This is a genomic window from Streptomyces sp. TLI_185 (genome assembly GCF_003814765.1).
GTDB lineage: Bacteria > Actinomycetota > Actinomycetes > Streptomycetales > Streptomycetaceae > Streptomyces.
In genome coordinates, this window is the sequence record NZ_RKRB01000001.1 from 5,436,658 (window position 1) to 5,454,359 (window position 17,702).

At 70.9% G+C, this 17,702-nt stretch carries 12 protein-coding genes and 1 pseudogene; 9 read left to right on the forward strand and 4 right to left on the reverse strand.

Features of this window, described 5'->3' with window-relative positions; genetic code table 11:
* The first annotated feature begins 179 nt into the window (after positions 1-179).
* From EDD92_RS25060 to EDD92_RS25090, 7 genes and pseudogenes are all read left to right on the forward strand, one after another.
* A complete protein-coding gene (locus EDD92_RS25060; protein WP_123966367.1) occupies positions 180-2,420 on the forward strand; it encodes a HAMP domain-containing protein in 2,241 nt (746 codons plus the stop codon).
* Between the two features lie 6 nt (positions 2,421-2,426).
* Positions 2,427-3,701: a poly-gamma-glutamate synthase PgsB gene (gene pgsB / locus EDD92_RS25065; RefSeq protein ID WP_123966368.1), complete on the forward strand. Its 1,275-nt coding sequence runs from the start codon at positions 2,427-2,429 to the stop codon at positions 3,699-3,701.
* Positions 3,698-4,180, forward strand: a complete 483-nt coding sequence (locus EDD92_RS25070; RefSeq protein WP_123966369.1) for a poly-gamma-glutamate biosynthesis protein PgsC/CapC — start codon at positions 3,698-3,700, stop codon at positions 4,178-4,180. The genes pgsB and EDD92_RS25070 overlap by 4 nt, the downstream gene beginning before the upstream one ends.
* An 85-nt stretch (positions 4,181-4,265) precedes the next feature.
* Complete coding sequence (locus EDD92_RS25075) at positions 4,266-5,339, forward strand: C40 family peptidase (RefSeq protein WP_260326736.1); 1,074 nt, start codon at positions 4,266-4,268, stop codon at positions 5,337-5,339.
* A gap of 219 nt (positions 5,340-5,558) precedes the next feature.
* Positions 5,559-6,854: a sodium:proton antiporter gene (locus EDD92_RS25080; RefSeq protein ID WP_123966370.1), complete on the forward strand. Its 1,296-nt coding sequence runs from the start codon at positions 5,559-5,561 to the stop codon at positions 6,852-6,854.
* A gap of 167 nt (positions 6,855-7,021) precedes the next feature.
* Positions 7,022-7,243 (forward strand): hypothetical protein, encoded by a 222-nt coding sequence (locus EDD92_RS25085; RefSeq protein ID WP_123966371.1) that lies wholly within the window; start codon positions 7,022-7,024, stop codon positions 7,241-7,243.
* A gap of 85 nt (positions 7,244-7,328) precedes the next feature.
* A pseudogene (locus tag EDD92_RS25090) lies at positions 7,329-9,159 on the forward strand (ABC transporter ATP-binding protein).
* Between the two features lie 408 nt (positions 9,160-9,567).
* Here the strand turns inward: EDD92_RS25090 and EDD92_RS25095 are convergent.
* Positions 9,568-10,818, reverse strand: a complete 1,251-nt coding sequence (locus tag EDD92_RS25095) for a DUF418 domain-containing protein (protein WP_185124119.1) — start codon at positions 10,816-10,818, stop codon at positions 9,568-9,570.
* A gap of 416 nt (positions 10,819-11,234) precedes the next feature.
* On the opposite strand from EDD92_RS25095, the gene EDD92_RS25105 reads away from it, so the two are divergent.
* Positions 11,235-11,900, forward strand: a complete 666-nt coding sequence (locus tag EDD92_RS25105; protein WP_185124439.1) for a response regulator transcription factor — start codon at positions 11,235-11,237, stop codon at positions 11,898-11,900.
* The gene (locus EDD92_RS25110) at positions 11,900-13,021 is read left to right on the forward strand and encodes a sensor histidine kinase (RefSeq protein WP_123966374.1); all 1,122 of its coding nucleotides are present in this window, start codon (positions 11,900-11,902) and stop codon (positions 13,019-13,021) included. The genes EDD92_RS25105 and EDD92_RS25110 overlap by 1 nt, the downstream gene beginning before the upstream one ends.
* Before the next feature lie 151 nt (positions 13,022-13,172).
* Here the strand turns inward: EDD92_RS25110 and EDD92_RS25115 are convergent, their stop codons facing one another.
* The 3 genes from EDD92_RS25115 to arsM form a co-directional block, all read right to left on the reverse strand.
* Complete coding sequence (locus EDD92_RS25115; RefSeq protein WP_123966375.1) at positions 13,173-16,295, reverse strand: FG-GAP-like repeat-containing protein; 3,123 nt, start codon at positions 16,293-16,295, stop codon at positions 13,173-13,175.
* A 140-nt stretch (positions 16,296-16,435) separates the two neighbouring features.
* Complete coding sequence (locus EDD92_RS25120; RefSeq protein WP_123966376.1) at positions 16,436-16,645, reverse strand: hypothetical protein; 210 nt, start codon at positions 16,643-16,645, stop codon at positions 16,436-16,438.
* Positions 16,646-16,831: 186 nt separating this feature from the next.
* Positions 16,832-17,629, reverse strand: a complete 798-nt coding sequence (gene arsM / locus EDD92_RS25125; protein WP_123966377.1) for an arsenite methyltransferase — start codon at positions 17,627-17,629, stop codon at positions 16,832-16,834.
* Positions 17,630-17,702: the final 73 nt, after the last annotated feature.

Genomic DNA, 17,702 nt, shown 5'->3' on the forward strand with positions numbered 1-17,702 from the left:
TCTGTAATTGCTTTCAGTGAGTACCGTCACACCTCCCCGATAAACCGGCGCAGTATTCCCGTCGTCAGACAGGTCGAGAACTTCTTTTCTGGAAAGGATTCTTCTTGACCACCACTCGACCCCCGATATCCACGCAACGCCTGGCTCGGCGTCGGGCGGACATGGCGGTGTTAGGAGGTGTGCGGCCGCCACTGGCGGCCCTGCCGGTTCTGTTGGCGCTCGTCGCGGGTCTGACGGTGTTCGCCGTCGGGAGCGATGCCGAACGGGGCGTTCCCGAGGCCGTCCTCAGCTCCCAGCAGCACATCGCCGAGGACGGGGCGGTCGCGCTGCAGGGCGCCGTCGACCAGAGCGTCACCGATCTGCGGGCGGCGGCCGCGGACTTCGGTGGCGCCACGTCCGTACCGGCGGACGGAATGCTGACCCGCCTCGACCGGGCCTACCACAAGTGGCGCGGCACAGCCGTCGTCGACGTGGCCACCGGTCGGCTGCTCGCCTCGCACGGCGAGGCCGTGCCGCTCGGGAAGGTGAACCTCCGTGGACTGCCGGCGAACCCGCCGCCGAGACTGGTGCGGGACGACTCGGGCGTCACCCGGCTGCTGACCTTCGCGACGCTGTCGCAAGGCGGCAGGCAGGAGTTGCTCGTCGCCTCCCAGAGCCTGAAGCCGCCGGGCATCTCCGTCGGCAGGAATCACACGCTCAACGTCGTGGACCGGGACGGGGCCACTCTCACCTCGGCCGGGCCGGGATCCGGCACCGACCGGGCCAAGGCGCTGGCCGGCACCGCCGCCCGTGAGGCGCAGGGCAAGGGGCCGTCGGACACCGCCGCTGCCGGCGGCTTCGACGGTCCGAGCGGCAGCCTCGTCAGGGCAGCGGACGGCGACACCCGCAACGCCGTCGGATACGCCGCAGTCGCCCGAGGAACTGCCGCGAAGGAGAGTCCGAGCAGCGGACTCGGACTGACGGTCGTCACGACGGTACGAACCGAGCGTCATGGGACCGGCACCGGCGACCTTCGTCTCGCTCTCCTCGCCGCGGCCGTGCTCCTGGCCCTCGCGGCCGGGGTCACCGCCGCCCTCCACCTGGTGGTGCAGCGGCCGCTGCTGCGGTTGCGTCGCGAAGCGCACAGGCTCGGCTCGGGTGACCTCACGGCTCCGGTCCGCGTGCCCCGCTTCGGGGAACCCGCCCGGGTCGGCGCCGCGCTGGAGGCACTGCGCCGTCAACTCCGAGGCAGGGGCGGGCCGTCGCAGGAGACGGTCGCTCAGCCACCGGCCAAGGGGCGTGTTCCGCGCGGGACCGGCAAGGGCCGGCGCCGGCTCGGACTGCGCGCCGTCCTCGTGGTGTGCGCGTTCGCTCTGCTGGCCTGGCCCGCGTCGATGCTGCTGACGCTCGGCAGCACCCTGCCGCGCGCGTCCGCGGTCGTACCGCGGGTGATCTCCGACGACCAGCGGCAGCGCACCGAGACGACGGCGGATCGCATGCGCAGGGGGATCAACGACGGATACGCCGATCTCGCCCGTCTCGCCACCGTGATCGACGCATCCCGGTCGGAGGAGGCGCGCAGGGTCCTCGACAGATCCCTGGAGCAGCACGGCCGATACCGGTCCCTGTACGTCGCGGACGGCACCGGCAGGATCCTCGTCCGCGCCGGCGATGAACCCCGTACCCCGAAGAAGGCCCGCATCAGGACCGGGGTCAGGCAGACGAACACCTCCGGCACGGAACCGGTGGTCGCCGCCGTGGCCGCGCAGCCGGTCAAGGGTGCGACGGCGGGATCCGGACGCCGCTATGTCGTGGGCGAGTTCAAGGTCCAGTACCTGACCGGCATCCTCAGCCGGCCCGGCCTCGGCTCGGTGTGGCTGGTGGACTCCGCGCACCGGGTCATCGCGTCCAACAAGGGGTTCGTGGCCTTCGGGCGGGTCTCCGACGGCCGGCTGCGGGCCCAGATGAAGGCCGTCCGCACGACCAAGGGCTCCGCCGAGCTGCTGCTCGGCTGGAGGGATCCGGCGGTCGCCGCAGTGGCGCCGTTCAGCGCCAAGCGGGGTGTCGCGAGCGCACTCGGCTGGAAGGTCGCCTCGATCCGGCCGGTGTTCTGGATCGGCCTGCCCGAGTACGAGGCACAGCGGCGGATCATGCTCGTCGGGCTGCTGGGGGTGAGCACGGGCGCCCTCTGCCTCGGCTGGTTGTACCTCGTCGTCGTACGTCCGCTGCGTGAAGTCGCCCAGGGCGCCGAGACGTTGGCGGCAGGTGACCGCACAACGGTGCTCTACCCGCGCTACCACGACGAGGTGGGATCCGTCGCCCGCAGCCTCGAACTGATCAGACAGCGACTCCCCCGCACCAGCGCACCGCCCGCGCCCGGTTCCCCGGACAGCGCACCCACCTCCTCCACTTCCCCTTCCGGCCCCGGTCCCAGGAGCTGACCCGCCGTGCTCTTCCTGTACTGCGTCCTCGCGACGTGCTGCGCCGGCCTGCTCGTCGCAGGCATCGTCGAACAGCGCCGCCATGACGCGAAACTCGCCGCGATACCCACCCGCGTGCTGGTCAACGGCATTCGTGGCAAGTCATCCATCACCCGGCTGTGCGCGGGCGGGCTGCGCGGCAGCGGCCTGCTGACCGTCGCCAAGACCACGGGCACCGCGGCCCGGTTCATCCACCCCGACGCCACCGAGGAGCCGGTCTACCGCAAGTTCGGCATCGCCAACGTCGTGGAGCAGATCGGCATCGTCCGGCGGGCCGCCGCCTACCGGCCCGACGTCCTGGTCATGGAGTGCATGGCCGTCATGCCTGCCCTCCAGGAGATCAACCAGACCAAGCTGATCCGCTCCACCATCGGCGTGCTGTGCAACGTCCGCGAGGACCATCTCGAAGAGATGGGACCGACGTTGGACGACGTGGCCCGCTCGCTGTGCCGGTCCCTGCCGGAAGGCGGCGTCTGCGTCACCGCGGAGAAGGAGCGCTTCCACATCCTCCAGGAGGAGGCCGACGCCCGGAACTGCAAGCTGGTCTACGCCGACCCGGACACCGTCACCGACGAGGAACTGCGCGGCTTCAGCTGGTTCACCTTCAAGGAGAACGTCGCCATCGCACTCGCGGTCGCCGAACTGCTCGGCGTCGACCGGGCGACCGCGCTGAAGGGAATGTACGAGGCGCCACCGGACCCGGGTGTGCTGTCCGTCGAGCGGTACCGCACCCCCGACGGGAAGCGGCTGCGCTTCGCGAACGTCTTCGCCGCCAACGACCCCGAGTCAACGCTGATGAACATCGAGCAGCTGCTCGAACTGGGCGCGATCCACCGCCCGTTGCACGTCGTCATCAACTGCCGTCCCGACCGAGTGGAGCGCAACGGGCAGATGGGCGCGCTCATCCCGCAGCTCGACCCGGAGACGGTCTTCCTCATCGGCCACCCCACCAAGTCGGCCGCCGACGCCATACCCGCCCACTGGACCGGGAACGTCGTCGATCTCGGCGGCGACCGCCGCGACCCCGACCGGCTCACCACGGATCTGCTGGCCCATCTGGGGCCGGACTCCTCGCTCGTCGCCATCGGCAACATCCACGGTCAGGGCGAACTCTTCCTGGACCGGCTCACGGCACTCGCGCCCGAACACCCCGACGCCGACCCTGCCGACCCCGCCGACCCGGGCGACGCCCCCACATCGCCCGGCGCCCACCACAACTCCTCCCATGGAGCACCCCGTTGATCCCCGCAGTAGTCACCCCGCAGATCGCCGCCATCGGCATCGCACTCGGTCTGGTCTTCTCCCTCCTGTGCTACCTGACCACGAACCTCTCACCGGGCGGCATGATCACACCCGGCTGGCTCGCCCTCACCCTCGTCGGTGATCTGCGGCGCGCCGCCATGGTCGCGGCCGTGGCAGCCCTGACCTACCTGCTCACCAAGGTGCTGCAGCGCTTCGTCATCCTCTACGGCAAGAGGCTGTTCGCCGCGGTCGTGCTCATCGGTGTCCTGCTCCAGGCCGGGCTCTCCCTGTTGCTCCAGCAGCAGTTCCCCCTGCTGTTCGCCCATCAGGCCCTCGGGTTCATCGTCCCCGGTCTCATCGCCTACCAGTTGGAGAGGCAGCCCAAGGCGGCGACGGTCCTCTCCACCTGCGCGGTCACTTTCGCCGCGTACGTGATTCTGGTGTCCGGGCTGCTGCTGGGCGCCCTGCCCACGACATGAGCCGCCCCCTCCCCGACCTGCGGCGCCATCTCTCCTTCCCGCCCATCGGAGTTGACCAGTGAAACGCCCCCTGCCCGGAATGCGTATGTTCTCTCTGTCCAGGAACACGGCCCTGTTCGTGGTGACGGCCGTCCTGCTCGCGGCGAGCTGCGTGCTGACCCTCCAGCTCAGGCACCGCACCGGCCATCCGGAGGCCTCACCCCTGCCGGCAAGAACAGCACAGGCAGCTCCGGGTGCCGGAATCCGGGCCGGCAGCGGCGGGCTGCGCTTCGAGCGGATCGGCAACCCCGCCCGCACGGTCGCCCGCGACCGGCACGGCACCATCGTCGCCGCGTTCACCGACGGCGCCCGTACGGCCGTACTGACAGGGCCCAGCAGGACCTTCGCGGAGCCGCGTACCACGGATGCCAAGGTCGTCACCAGGAGCTGGGTGCGGCTGCTGCCCAAGGCATGGGCCCGCGGCGCGGAGCAGAGCGGCTGGTTCAGGACCTGGCTCAGCTCCCGGCTCGGCAGCCGCGACCCCGACATCCTCGCCACGGCCTTCGACTACATCGCCGGTGCCCCGGCCCGGAAGACGGCAGCGGGAGTCACCTACAGCGGTGCCGCCCGCTACACACCCGACACCACCGGCGACTTGGGGCGTACCGGGCAAGGGAAGCCGAAGCGGCGCACGGGTTCGGACTTCTACGACTACCTGGGCATCCCCTGGACCTTCCCCGACACGGTCACCCGCCGCCCCGAGAAGGACCGCGCGCGCTCCGTCGACAGCTCCGGATATGTCCGGCTGGTGTACGGATACCGCTCGGGGTTCCCGCTGAACAGCAGGGACAGCGCGGCGGGCGGCGGGCTGCAGCGGTCCCCCGACGCGATCGCCCACGCGCAGTCGGGCGTACCCGTGATCCCCCTCACCGACCGCCGCCCCGCCGTCATCCAGCAGCTCCAGCCCGGCGACCTGGTCTTCTTCAGAACACGGGAGCTGCCCGGCAAACGGATCGGCCACATCGGCATCTACCTCGGCCTGGACACCGCCGACCACCCGCGCTTCATCTCCAGCCGGAAGAACGCGGGCGGCCCCACCATGGGCGACAAGGGAGGCACCTCACGGCTCGACGGCGACGGCTACTACGCCCAAGGGCTGCGCGGGGCCCGACGCCTCTAGCAGGTTCTACGTCTGCCGGTCGGCCCCCTTCAGGATGGTGGGTTCCAGCCTCTCGGCGGGGCGGATCCCGCTGATCGGCGGAGTGATCGTCGGTGAACGGTGCGCTGGGATGAGAAGGGCTACGTTGCACCATCTGCCCGTGCTCACGCGGGTCGACGCCCTTGTGCAGGTCCTGGTGGAGCGGCCGCCGGCCTGTTCCGAGTTCTGAAGCGGATTCAAATGATCTCTGTCCTGATTGTGATCACCACGGTGGTGGCCGGCTGGTCGCTGGTCGCCGGGAGGCTGGAACAACGGCATGTGCGGGCTCCGCTGGTGCTGGTGCTCGCGGGAGTCGTCACCGGGGTGTTCACGCACAGCCACATCGCCGCCACGTTGAACTCCGAGGTGGCTCAGCATGTGGCCGAGGTCATCCTGGCGGTCCTCCTGTTCGTCGACGCCACCGAGTTGCCGGGCGGGCGACTGTTCGGCAACGACCCGGGCTCCGCCGCGCGGGCACTGCTGGTGGCCCTGCCGCTGAGCCTGATCACGATGGTGCTGCTGGGGACGCTGCTGCTGCCCGGGCTGCCGGTGGCGCTGCTGCTGCTCATCGCGTGCATCGTCGTACCGACCGACTTCGCCCCGGCCGAGACGCTGGTCCGCGACCGGCGTATCCCGGCGAGGGTGCGCAGCGTGCTCAACGTGGAGAGCGGCTACAACGACGGCATCGTGTCGCCCCTCTTCCTGTTCGCACTGATCCTCGTCGGCACCAACTCCGTCACCCGAACCCCCATGCAGGCCCTCGGCACGGCCGTGCCGTTCGCGCTGAAGGCCCTCGTGGTCGGCTTCGTGCTCGGGGCGCTGGTGGCGTGGCTGATCAACAGGGCCGACCGCGCGGAGTGGATGACGGAGCAGTCCCGGCGGATCGTCGTGCTGGTCACACCGCTGCTTGCCTACACCGTGACCGTGGCGATGGACGGCAACGGCTTCGTGGCCTCGTTCGTGTGCGGCATCGCCTTCCGCTATGTCAGGCAGGCGCCGGTCCGCCGACGGGGCGTTTCGGCTCCGCACGCCTCGGACTTCCAGCTCATCGAGGACACCAACTCGATGATGACGATGTGCATGTGGTTCTTCTTCGGCAACGCCGTGGTGCTCGCCATGGAGGACGGCGTCCAGTGGCCCACCGTCGTGCTCTGCGTCGCCGCGCTCACCGTCGTACGCATCCTTCCGATCATGCTCTCCTTCCTCGGCTCGACGTTCACCTGGCGAGAGCGGCTCATGGTCGGCGCGCTCGGACCACGCGGCACCACCTCCATCGTGTTCGGCCTGCTCGCGTTCAACGCGCTGCCGGACGGGCTGTACGCCGACACCGCCCTGTACGCCATGACCCTGACGGTGCTCGGCAGCGTTCTGCTCCACGGCGGCGGCTCCATGGTCATCGCCCGGTCCCTGACCGGGCCGCCCTCGTCGGCCGCCGGCGGCCCCGGCTCCCCGGGGACCGACGAGCCGGAGTCGCCGGTCGTCGCCGGACGGAGTTGATGTGCCCGGCGGTGCTGCGTGTCTCGCGGTGCTGCCGTGCTTGCGGTGCATCCGCCCCGCGGCGCCGACGGCTACTACCCCAGGCCGGTCTTCTCCAGCCACTTGGCGGGGGCGGACCCGACAGTCGCCGGATGTGGGGAGCGCGGCCGGGCGTCCAGGCTGGAGGCATGACACAGCATGTTCGCAACAAGGAGCGCGAGAGTGCCCTCGGGGCATCGGCCGACACCGACGTGCCGGGCCGTGACGTCACACCTGGCAGGGGCGGGTTGCTGGAACTTCTCGGCCTGACGCTGGTGGCAGGCGCCGGTGTCCTGTTCGTACTCCGTCCTGAGTTCTACGAGGCAGGGGTGCACCTCTTCGCCACGCGGGCGGCCTCGCTGGTCCACTGAGCCGGCGAGCGAGCCGTGGCAGGCGCGGGCTGGTGCCCGCAGCCGCTGCCGCGGCGCGCGGCCGACCACGTGGGAAAGGAATCCTGTGAACACCGCATCCGCCCCGAAGACGACGGGTGCCGAGTCCCTGAGCGCCCGCGAGACGCTCAAGGCGCTGTACGGGTACGTCCGTCCGCACCGGTGGGCCGTCGCGCTCGGTCTGCTGTGTGCGCTGGCCGGGGCCGCCGGGGGGCTGCTGCAGCCGCTGGCCACGAAGACGCTGGTCGACTGGCTCTCGTCCGGGGGCACGATCGGCACCGTCCTGCTGATGCTGACCGTGCTGGTGCTGCTGAGCACGGTGGCCGAGGCGTTCGGTGCCTATGTGCTGGAACGGACGGCGGAGTCGGTGGTGCTCGCCGCCCGCCGCGGCCTCATCGGCCGGTTGCTGCGGCTGCGCCTCGCGGAGGTGGACCGGATGCAGCCGGGGGATCTGATGTCCCGGGTGACCTCCGACACCACGCTGCTGCGGGCGGTCAGCACCCAGGCGGTGGTCTCCGCGGCGACCGGGGCGGTGACGCTGGTCGCGGCGGTCGTGGTGATGGCGTTCCTCGATGCCGTCCTGCTGGGCGTCACGCTCGGCGTGGTCGCGGTCGTCGGTGTGGGTGCCGCGCTGGTGATGCCGAAGATCGGGCAGGCCACCGAGCGTTCGCAGGCGGCTGTCGGGGAGATGTCCACGGGTCTGGAGCGGGTTTTCGGTGCGTTCCGTACGGTGAAGGCGTCCGGCGCCGAGGGGCGGGAGGCCGCTCGTGTGGAGGCGGCGGCCCGCAGGGCGTGGCGTCACGGCGTGCGCAGCGCGAAGTGGGAGGCCGTGCTGGGGTCGGCGGACAACCTCGCCGTCGAGCTGGCGTTCCTCGCGGTCCTCGCCGTCGGCGGGGCGCGGGTGGCGTCCGGGGAGATCCCGGTCTCCACGCTCATCGCGTTCCTGCTGTACCTCTTCTACCTGATGGAGCCGGTGTACAAGCTGGTCGAAGCCGCCTCCCACTACCAGGAGGGCGCGGCCGCGATCGCCCGTATCGCACAGGTGGACGGCCTGGCGACGGAGCCCCAGGACCGGCACCGGCCGGTGCGGCCCACGGAGACGGAAGCGGTACGGCTGCGTCCGGCGTCGGTCCGCTTCGAGGAGGTGTCCTTCCGGTACGCACCCGGGCTGCCGGACATCCACCAGCGGGTGGACTTCGAGGTGCCGGGCGGCGGGATGACGGCCTTCGTCGGCCCCTCGGGCGCGGGCAAGTCGACGCTCTTCGCGCTCGTCGAGCGGTTCTACGAAGCGACCGGCGGCCGCGTCCTCGTCGACGGCAAGGACGTGACCGAGTGGCCGCTGTCCGAGCTGCGGTCCGTCATCGGGTACGTCGAGCAGGACGCGCCGGTGCTGGCCGGCACGCTGCGGGAGAACCTGGTCTTCGCCGCGCCCGGTGCGACCGACGACGACATTCGCGAGGTCCTCGCCCGGACCAGGCTCGACGCCCTCGTCGAGCGTCTCCCGCACGGCCTGGACACCCCGGTCGGGCACCGCGGCTCGAAACTGTCCGGCGGCGAGCGCCTGGGGATCCCCCCGCCGAAGGTGGGGGAGCATCGCGATCGCCCGCGCGCTGCTGCGCAGGCCCCGGCTGCTGCTCCTGGACGAGGCGACCTCGCAGCTTGACGCCGTCAACGAGCTGGCACTGCGTGACGTCATCGCAGAGGCCGCACGCGAGACGACCGTGCTGGTGGTGGCCCACCGCCTGTCGACCGTCACGGACGCCGACCGCATCGTCGTCATGGACGCGGGCAGGGTCCGCGCGGTCGGCACCCATGAGGAGCTGGTGGCCATGGACGAGCTGTACGCGCAGCTCGCGGCGACGCAGCTGCTGACCTCGGCGGGACGCTCCGGCGAGTGAGACGGACCTGATCCATGGGCTCGCCGGTGCCGTCGGCCGTCGGTCGTCGGCCACCGGCTGCCCCCGCCGTGCGTCGGGGGCAGCCGGACCAGGCGGCGGGGCGGCGGGGCGGCGTCGGACATCCGCCGGATACCGGCGCGCCACAGACGCGTGAGGCTGAGGACAGCGCCTGCGTCACCAGGCGGTTCGCTCTCCCGTCCAGTCCGACGGCTTCACCAGCGTGGCCGCCCCGGCACCTTCGCCGTGCTGTACAGCCACGGCCGGTTCCTCGAGGTTCGGTTCGCCGACACCCCCCGCAGCCCGGACGAGTCCACCGAGCACTGAAGCCCGCAAGGGTGATCCCCTTGCGGGCCGGGCAGACCGTTCAGGCCGGGATGGGGCACGAAGCCGAGCCACCCCGGCCGGACCTCACCGGACGTACTTGGCGGGCTTGGTGGCGGTGTTGAGCAGGTACTCCAGGGGGCCGCGGCGGAAGAAGCGGGACCAGATCGCGGCGAACACGATCGCTCCGAGGACGTACATGAGCAGCGGTACCCATGACTGCTGGGTGCCGGTCCCGGCGGGCGTGGACAGCACGGACTGTGCGAGGAAGTGGCCGACGTAGGCCGTCAGGGACATGGTGCCCACGGCGATGACCGGTTTCGCCAGGCGGCGCAGTCGCGGCAGGCGGTCCATCAGCACCGTCGCGCCCACGATCACGAGGATCGCGACTCCGACGCTGCCGATGATGTCGAACGTGGTGCCGGTGTGCGGCCCGGCGGTCAACAGTTCCGAGAGCGCCCGCTGGGGCTCGCCGGACCCGCTGCCCATGGACGCCGCCCCGGAGCCACCGGACGACGACATGTCCTCCGCCGTGCTCCTCAACGCGTTCTTGCCCGCCAGCAGCAGGGACAGGCCGTAGGCCCCCACGACGAGGCCGGCGCCGAGCGCCGCCAGGCGCCGCTGGACGGCAGCCGCCGACAGGTCCATGCGCCCCAGCGCCATGCCGGCGATCACGAACGGCATCCACGTGAGCGCCGGGTAGAAACCGGTGAGCAGCAGATCGAGCACCCCCACCTCGCTGAGGTGGCGGAGCGGGTCGTAGGCGTTGACGCTCTGCTGGACGGAATCGCTCAGGTGCGTCGTCAGGACGTACGCCAGCTGCGGCGTGACGAGCGCGAGCCCCGCCGCGATCATCGCGAGGGTCCCCGCGCTCAGCCTCACCAGGGGCAGGGCGAGGAGGAAGTAGACGCCGTAGAAGCCGAGGATGATCACGCCCCCGTACTCCATCGCCATCGCGGTGCCCAGCGCCAGCAGGATCACGGCGCGGATCGCGATCCGGGCCTTCGCCTGCCGCCCGGCCAGTCCGGTCTTCGGCTCGAACCGGCCCGCGATCAGCATCAGCGAGAACCCGGCGAGGGTGGCGAACAGGACCGACGAGTGGCCGTCCGCGATGTAGCGGATCCAGCTGGCGACCCCGTGTGTGGCCGACAGCGGGGGGCCGATGTGCACGATGTACATGCCGAACACCGCCAGCGCGCGGGCCAGGTCCACCCCGACCAGGCGTCCCATCGAGGGACCGCCCAGGGCCTGCCCGGCGGACTCGGGCGGGGTTCGGGGCTGTGGAGGCGAGTTCTCCTGCGGAGCCGGTGTCTCCTGTGGCGGCTGTATCTGTGTCATACGAAAATCGTTGGGTGCCGTCAGGAGGCGCACCATCCGGCAGGCTTCGGTGGCACCCCCGCCGACGGTCCGGGACCGCCCCGCCGACCGGCGGAGCAGCGCCGCGCCGGCCGGTCGGCGGGCCCGGACGGCCAACTGCCCTGTTCGATGAAGGCGTTGGCCACCACGACCACCGGCCCGAGCGACGCGTCCGGCTCGGGCGGGCCCACGGACCAATCCCCCCCGAACGGCTGGAACCGGCCTGCCGGGTGGCGGGTGTCCACAGGGGCCGCACCGTCGCGCACCTCGGCGGACGTACTGTCGGCAGCAGGCGATCACCGTACGAGAACGTGGACGCCCCGACGCCGGGGTGTACGGGGCGCCCAGAAGCTGGACAGAGCAGACGAGTGTGAGGCGGAACGCCGGTGATCCGGGTAGTGGTGGTGGACGACGAGGCGCTGGTGCGGTCCGGGTTCGAGCTGATCCTGAACGCCTCCGACGGCATCCAGGTCGTGGCGACCGCGGAAGGAGCGCAGGCCGCCGACGTGATCCGGCGCGAGCAGCCGGACGTCGTGCTCCTCGACATCCGCATGCCGGACGTGGACGGCCTGACCGTCCTGGGGGAGATCCAGACGCTGCCCGAGCCGCCGCCGGTGGCCATGCTGACCACCTTCGACACCGACGAGTACATCGTGACCGCGCTGCGCTCGGGAGCCGCGGGCTTCCTGCTCAAGGACACCGAGCCCGAACAACTCGCCCACCTCGTACGCACCCTGGCCGCGGGCGGGGTGGTGCTGTCCCCGAAGGCCTCGCGGGCTCTGCTGCGCAGCCATCCGGGGGCGGGAGCGCCCCAGGACGCGGACGTGGCGCGCGTGCATCTGCTCAGCGACCGCGAACGTGACGTCCTCGTCCTGATCGCGGAAGGACTGTCCAACGCCGACATCGGCACCCGCATCCATCTGAGCGCGGGCACCGTCAAGGACCACGTCAGCTCGATCCTGACCAAGCTCCGGGTCTCCAGCCGCGTCCAGGCGGCGCTCCTCGCGGAGCGGGCCGGACTGCTCAGCGACGACGGCGCCGACCCGGCACGGAGCAACGGATGATGAGCACGGGTCAGGCCCTGTGGCGGCGGGTGCCGCCCTGGGCCGTCGACGCGGGCCTCGTCGTGCTCGCCGCACTCGACGCCTGGATCAACCTCTACGGCGAGGCGACACGGTTCATGTGGGCCTGCGCCGCCGTCGGCTGCGCCGGACTGCTCCTGCGCAGGCGCTTTCCCCTGACGGTCTTCCTGCTGACCCTGCCCATGACCCTGTTCATGGACGTGGCAGTCGCGCCGATCGCCACCCTGTACACACTGGCCACGAGCACCCGCAACCGCCCGCTGCTGGCCGGCTGCGCCCTGCTGAACGCGGCGGCGAGCACCCTCGCCTGGCCCCTGTCCGACGCGCTCTCCGGCGACCAGACCTGGACGTTCATCCAGTTCGTCTACACGCTGGCCACGGCCTTCGCCCCGATCCTGTTCGGCCAGCTCGTGCAGGCCGGACACGACGTGGCCCGACAGCTCGTCGAGGTCGAACAGGCCCGCGAACACGAACGCGCCCTGTACGCCCAGACCGTCCTCGCCCGCGAACGCGCCCAACTGGCCCGCGAGATGCACGACGTCGTCTCCCACCAGGTCAGCCTCATCGCCGTACAGGCCGGAGCCCTGCAGGTCGCCGCCAAGGACCCCGACGCCCGCGACGCCGCCCGCACCATCCGCACCCTGAGCGTGAACACCCTCGACGAACTCCGCCACATGGTCACCCTGCTGCGCGCCTCCGGTGGCAAGGAAACCGAACTCACCCCCCAGCCCACCCTCGCCGACCTCCAGCAGCTGATCGCCAACAGCGGCATCGAGACCACCCTGACCGGCGGGCTCCCGGCCGGCATCAGCACAACCGCCCAGCGCACCGTCTACCGCACGGTCCAGGAAGCCCTCACGAACGTACGCAAGCACGCTCCCGGCGCCCGCGCCGAGGTGCGCCTGTGGCACGACACGCAGCACTTCGGCGTCACCGTCACCAACACCGCCCCCTCCCGCCCCTCCGTCGCCCTGCCCAGCGCCCGGCACGGCCTGATCGGCCTGAGAGAACGCGCCGAACTGCTCGACGGCACCTTCACCGCCGAACCCACCCCCCAGGGCGGATACAAGACCGAACTACGGGCCCCCACCCGGCCCGCCTGAGCACAGCCTGCCCGAAGCCGGTCATGCATCCATCCGCCCAGGAGCCCCGGCATCCCGGAGCAGCAACTGTGCGCCGGCACAACGCGGGAAGTGCAAAGGCGCCCGGTGGCATCAAGCTGCCGGGCGCCTTTGGTGGGTCCGAACTCACCGCCTACGAAAGGGCCTTGTAGCCGCTCCATCCGCTCGCGATCTGCGCCCGCGGACCGAACGAGCCCTTTCCGTCCCCGCTGTTGCGCCACACGTTGCCACCGGTGTCGCGGGAGACCAGGTCCGGCCTGCCGTCGTCCGTGATGTCGCCGACCCCGACGACCACGTTGTACGAGCCGCCCCAGTTCGAGAACACCTTGACGCGGGCCGCGAACGTGCCGTCGCCCCTGCCGTCGTAGCGGTAGAGGTTGTTGGACGTGTCCTGGGCCAGGAGGTCGGCCTTGCCGTCGCCGGTGATGTCACCGGTGCCGACGATCTTCTTGTAGCCCTTCCAGTTGTCGTAGAGCTTGACGCGGGAGGCGAGCTTGCCGTCGCTGGTCCCCTTGTAGAGGTAGACCGCCCCGGTGGACGAGTTCCTCGCGATCAGGTCCGGCCGCCCGTCACCGCTCACGTCGCCGGGCGAGGTGAGCGCGTTGTACTGCGTCCAGCCGCTGGTCCCGAGGGTCGTGTACGACGTGGACGGCTTGACCGCCGCCCCGCAGCCCGGCTTGTACAGCCGCAGCGCGCCGCTGCTGTAGCGGACGAGGACGTCGTTGCAGCGGTCGCCGCTGAGGTCGCCGAAGGGGATCGCCGTGACGGTCGTGGGCCAGCCGGTGCCCGTGTACTTGTCGCCGAACCTGCCCGTCCCCGTGCCGCTGTGGAAGGTCAGTCCGCCCGAGGAGTTCAGGGTGAGCAGGTCACCGCGGCCGTCCGGGCCGTCGGGGCTGACGAAGTCGCGGCGCACCGCGGCTCCGCGCTGCAGGAAGCCCTTGCCGCTGGTCACCGTGTTCGGAGTGGCGGTGCCGAGGCCGGTCGCCTTCAGGGTCCAGGTGTAGTGCCCGTTGGGGAAGTAACCGCCGCTCGCCGTCCTGCCGTTCCAGGTCGCGCTCACCCGGGCCGGGGTCGAGCCGCCGGTGATCGTGCGGGTGACCTTGCCGTTCGCGCCGCTCTGGACCGAGGTGAAGGTGAGCGACCAGGAGGTGACCGGGCGGGACAGCACCCAGGTGCCGTCGAAGGACACCCCCGTGGACACGAAGTCGCCGACCGAGGTCTCGAAGGCCGTCACGGCGGACGGGGCGATGCCCGTGGTGGTGACGTGGGTGCGCTCGTAGTCGTCGAACCAGGCGACCAGACCGGTGTACTCGTCGACCGTCCAGCGGTAACGGCGGTCCACGGCAAGGCCCTTGTCGGCCAGGTCGGAGGCGATCGTGCGGGTGGTGCCGGTGGCCGCCTCGGTGAGGACCAGCGTGCCCGCGCCATGGTCGTGGCGGACGGTGAAGCCGTCACCGAGCAGCACGTCGCCGGGGGTGACCGCCGTCGACGTACCGGACTTGGTGTCGTACACGCCCGCCGAGTCCGTCCCGCAGGCCCAGTACACCCAGCGTCCCGCCGCCTGGAGTTCGCTCGGCACGCAGGCCAGGCCCGGGACGGTCACCGTGGTGAGCGTCTTCGCCAGCGGGATGCTGTACGAGGTGAGCGTTCCGGCGGTGGTGGTGGCGCTCCAGAGGGTGGAGCCGTTCAGGGCGGCGGCGCGCACGGACCGCTTCAGCTTCTCGCCCTGGCCGAACTCGCCGACGTACTGCGCCGGGGCGCTGCCGCCGGAGTCGAAGACGGCGTAGTCGTCGGATACGTCGACGATGTGGCCGCCCCGGCTGCCGAAGTCCAGATAGTGGCCGCCGATTTCCTTCAGCCGGTCGTCGCCGAGGCCTTCGCCCTCGTCGGTGCCGCCGCCCGCGTCGAGGTAGACGTCGTGGGCGTCGAGGTTCCCCCACAGCGCCGAGCACGTGGTGCCCTCGTACGGGCAGAGGGCGGCGTAGATCGATCCGCTCGCCGTGGCCTCGGACGCCGTGAGCGTGGCGGAGCCGTCGGTGGTGAGGGTACGTACGGACGTGGTGTCCGCGGTGGCCGTCGGGTCGTCCTCGGCGACGCGCAGGCTGCCGCGGCTGAGCGCGATGCCCGTCTTGGCGTTCTCCACCGCCGGGGACTCGAGCACCTTCTCCAGCCGCAGCGTGCCGTCCTCGGCCTGGCTCACCCGCTGCACCCACCAGTCGGTGGCGTCGGTGCCGCCGGAGACGAGCGCGCTTCGGTCACCGGTCGCCAGCGTGTACGCGCCGGCGCTCGCCAGCACGGTCTGCTGGACCGAGGGGTCGTTGACGTTGACCGCGAGCAGTTTCGAGCCGAGGTCGCTGGAGGACAGCGGCAGCAGCAGCCAGTCGCCGACCAGGACCGGGTCGCCGTCGAGCGCGCCCGGGTTGGCAGGCAGGGTGACGACCTGCTCGGCGGCGGTGAGATCGGTACGGGACTTCAGGTGCAGCTCGGCGGTGCCGTTGTTGTACCAGCCGACGCGGTCCGCGCTCATCAGGAACGTCGAGTTGGTGGTGGCGCCCGCGAAGGCCTTGGTGCTCACGGCCGACTCGATGTCGATGTAGTGGAGCGAGCCGTAGGTGCCGTTCGCCACGAGCACACCCGAGGAGTCCGCGGCGAGGACGTCTTCGCTTCCCACGCTCGTCGCGTCACCGGTCACCTTGCGGGGGCGCCAGACGCCGTCGACCTTGTCGATCAGGGAGTACGTGGTGACGACCGTGTCTCCGGCCAGGGCCCGGTAGTAGCCGTGGGTGGTGGAGCCGGCCCAGCTCAGGCTCTGGGTCGTGGCCGTGGCCGGGTCCCAGAGAGTGAGGTACGAGGACGACGTCGACGACGACGGCAGGGCGATCAGGTCGCTGTCCGACCCGTACCAGGCCGTACGGCACTCGGAGTCCACGTAGTAGCAGGTCGAGGACGGGGTGTAGACGCTGCCGTCGGCCTTCTCGACGGTGACGGTCCGGCCCGTCGCGTAGTCGGTCCACAGCATTCCGGGCTTGCCGGTCTGCCGGTGCAGGAAGCCGCTGTCGCCCGCGACGTACGGGCGGTCGGTGCGTGGTGTGGTGGAGCTGGGGTCCACCAGCGTGATCGCGGTGGTGTCGGCCTCGGCCGCTTGCGCGGAGCCGCCCCCTTCCGACAGGACGACGACGGACGCGGCCACGACGGCCACCACGAGCGAGGAGACGACGGCGGCAGGCCCGCCCCGTCTCAGGGCGTGTCTGCCCACGTTGAGTTCCCTCCCTACGAGGGCCCCCGCCCTCGCACAAGTGGCCGGATCTTACCCGACTCTTACCAAGGGGTGGTGTGACGGGTGGATCAGTACAGGGTTCCAGCCCGGGGTTGCCAGGCCCGGATTGCGTGCCGTGCCTACGGACGGCTCTGGCGTTTCGACGGGCGGCGCCGGTGCAGGCCGTGCAGGTTGAGGACGACCATCACGCCTGCCGTCAGCGGCCACCACCACGCGCGCCCGTTCTGGGCCATCCGTATGCCCATCCACAACAGAGCGATCGAGAGCAGCAGACCCAGCAGTCCCATGGCGATGTCGAGCGGACCGCCGTCCCTGAACGGATTCTGCATCTTCGTTTTCCTACTCTGCATGGCTCACGCGATCACGGCGCCGGCGAGTGCCGCGCGGAGTGACAGTAGGACACTCGTCGCCGCCCGTGCCGCAGTGTTGGTGCTCGCCGCCCTTGCCGCGGTCCTCCAGCCGAAGCCCGGGCACCGAGCCCTGTCCTGCAAAGTCGGCGCCATGCCCTCGGCGGATCAATTCGATGCGTCTGCCCCGGCGGAGGAGTTGGCCGGCTCGCGGGCGCCTGCGGGCTTGACCGCGCGCACGATGGCGGAGTGCATGCCGTCAGCGACCGGGTGGGTCGGGGTGATCTCGACTTCAGTGAAGCCGGCGGCCTCCAGTCCCTGCCTGTATTCGGTGAAGGAGAGCGCGCCGGCGATGCAGCCGACGTAGTCGCCGCGCTCGGCACGTGCCTCTGGTGTGAGCTCGTCATCGGCGACGACGTCGGAGACGCCGATACGGCCGCCTGGCTTGAGGACGCGGTAGGCCTCGGTGAAGACGGCGCGCTTGTCGACGGACAGGTTGATCACGCAGTTGGAGATGACGACGTCGATGGTGTGCGCGGGGAGCGGGATCGCCTCGATGGTGCCCTTGAGGAACTCCACGTTGGTCGCGCCCGCCTTCTCGGCGTTGGTCAGAGCCAGGGCGAGCATCTCGTCGGTCATGTCGAGCCCGTACGCCTTGCCGGTCGGGCCGACGCGGCGGGCGGAGAGCAGGACGTCGATGCCGCCGCCGGAGCCGAGGTCGAGGACGTACTCGCCCTCGCGCAGTTCCGCCACGGCGGTCGGGTTGCCGCAGCCGCGGGAGGCGGCGACCGCTTCGGCGGGCAGGACGCTGCGCTCGTCGGCGGCGTACAGCGTGGAGCCGAAGTTCTCGTCGACCTCGACCGGCTGAGGTCCGCAACAGGCGGTGCCGCCCTCGGCGACCTTCACGGCTGCGGCGGCGTAGCGCCGGCGGACGGTTTCGCGCAGGTCGGTGGACTGCTCGTTCATCACTTCACTCCTGGGTGACGGGGCACGACGGTGCCCGGAACGGCCTGTATTGAAGTTCGTTGATGCAACCTTG

Excerpts from the sequence above, each read along its gene's own strand:
- EDD92_RS25095 (WP_185124119.1), bottom strand. The coding sequence starts at position 10,818 with ATGACACAGATACAGCCGCCACAGGAGACACCGGCTCCGCAGGAGAAC.
- EDD92_RS25080 (WP_123966370.1), top strand. The coding sequence starts at position 5,559 with ATGATCTCTGTCCTGATTGTGATCACCACGGTGGTGGCCGGCTGGTCG.
- arsM (WP_123966377.1), bottom strand. The coding sequence starts at position 17,629 with ATGAACGAGCAGTCCACCGACCTGCGCGAAACCGTCCGCCGGCGCTAC.
- EDD92_RS25085 (WP_123966371.1), top strand. The coding sequence starts at position 7,022 with ATGACACAGCATGTTCGCAACAAGGAGCGCGAGAGTGCCCTCGGGGCA.
- EDD92_RS25120 (WP_123966376.1), bottom strand. The coding sequence starts at position 16,645 with ATGCAGAATCCGTTCAGGGACGGCGGTCCGCTCGACATCGCCATGGGA.
- EDD92_RS25110 (WP_123966374.1), top strand. The coding sequence starts at position 11,900 with ATGAGCACGGGTCAGGCCCTGTGGCGGCGGGTGCCGCCCTGGGCCGTC.
- EDD92_RS25075 (WP_260326736.1), top strand. The coding sequence starts at position 4,266 with ATGTTCTCTCTGTCCAGGAACACGGCCCTGTTCGTGGTGACGGCCGTC.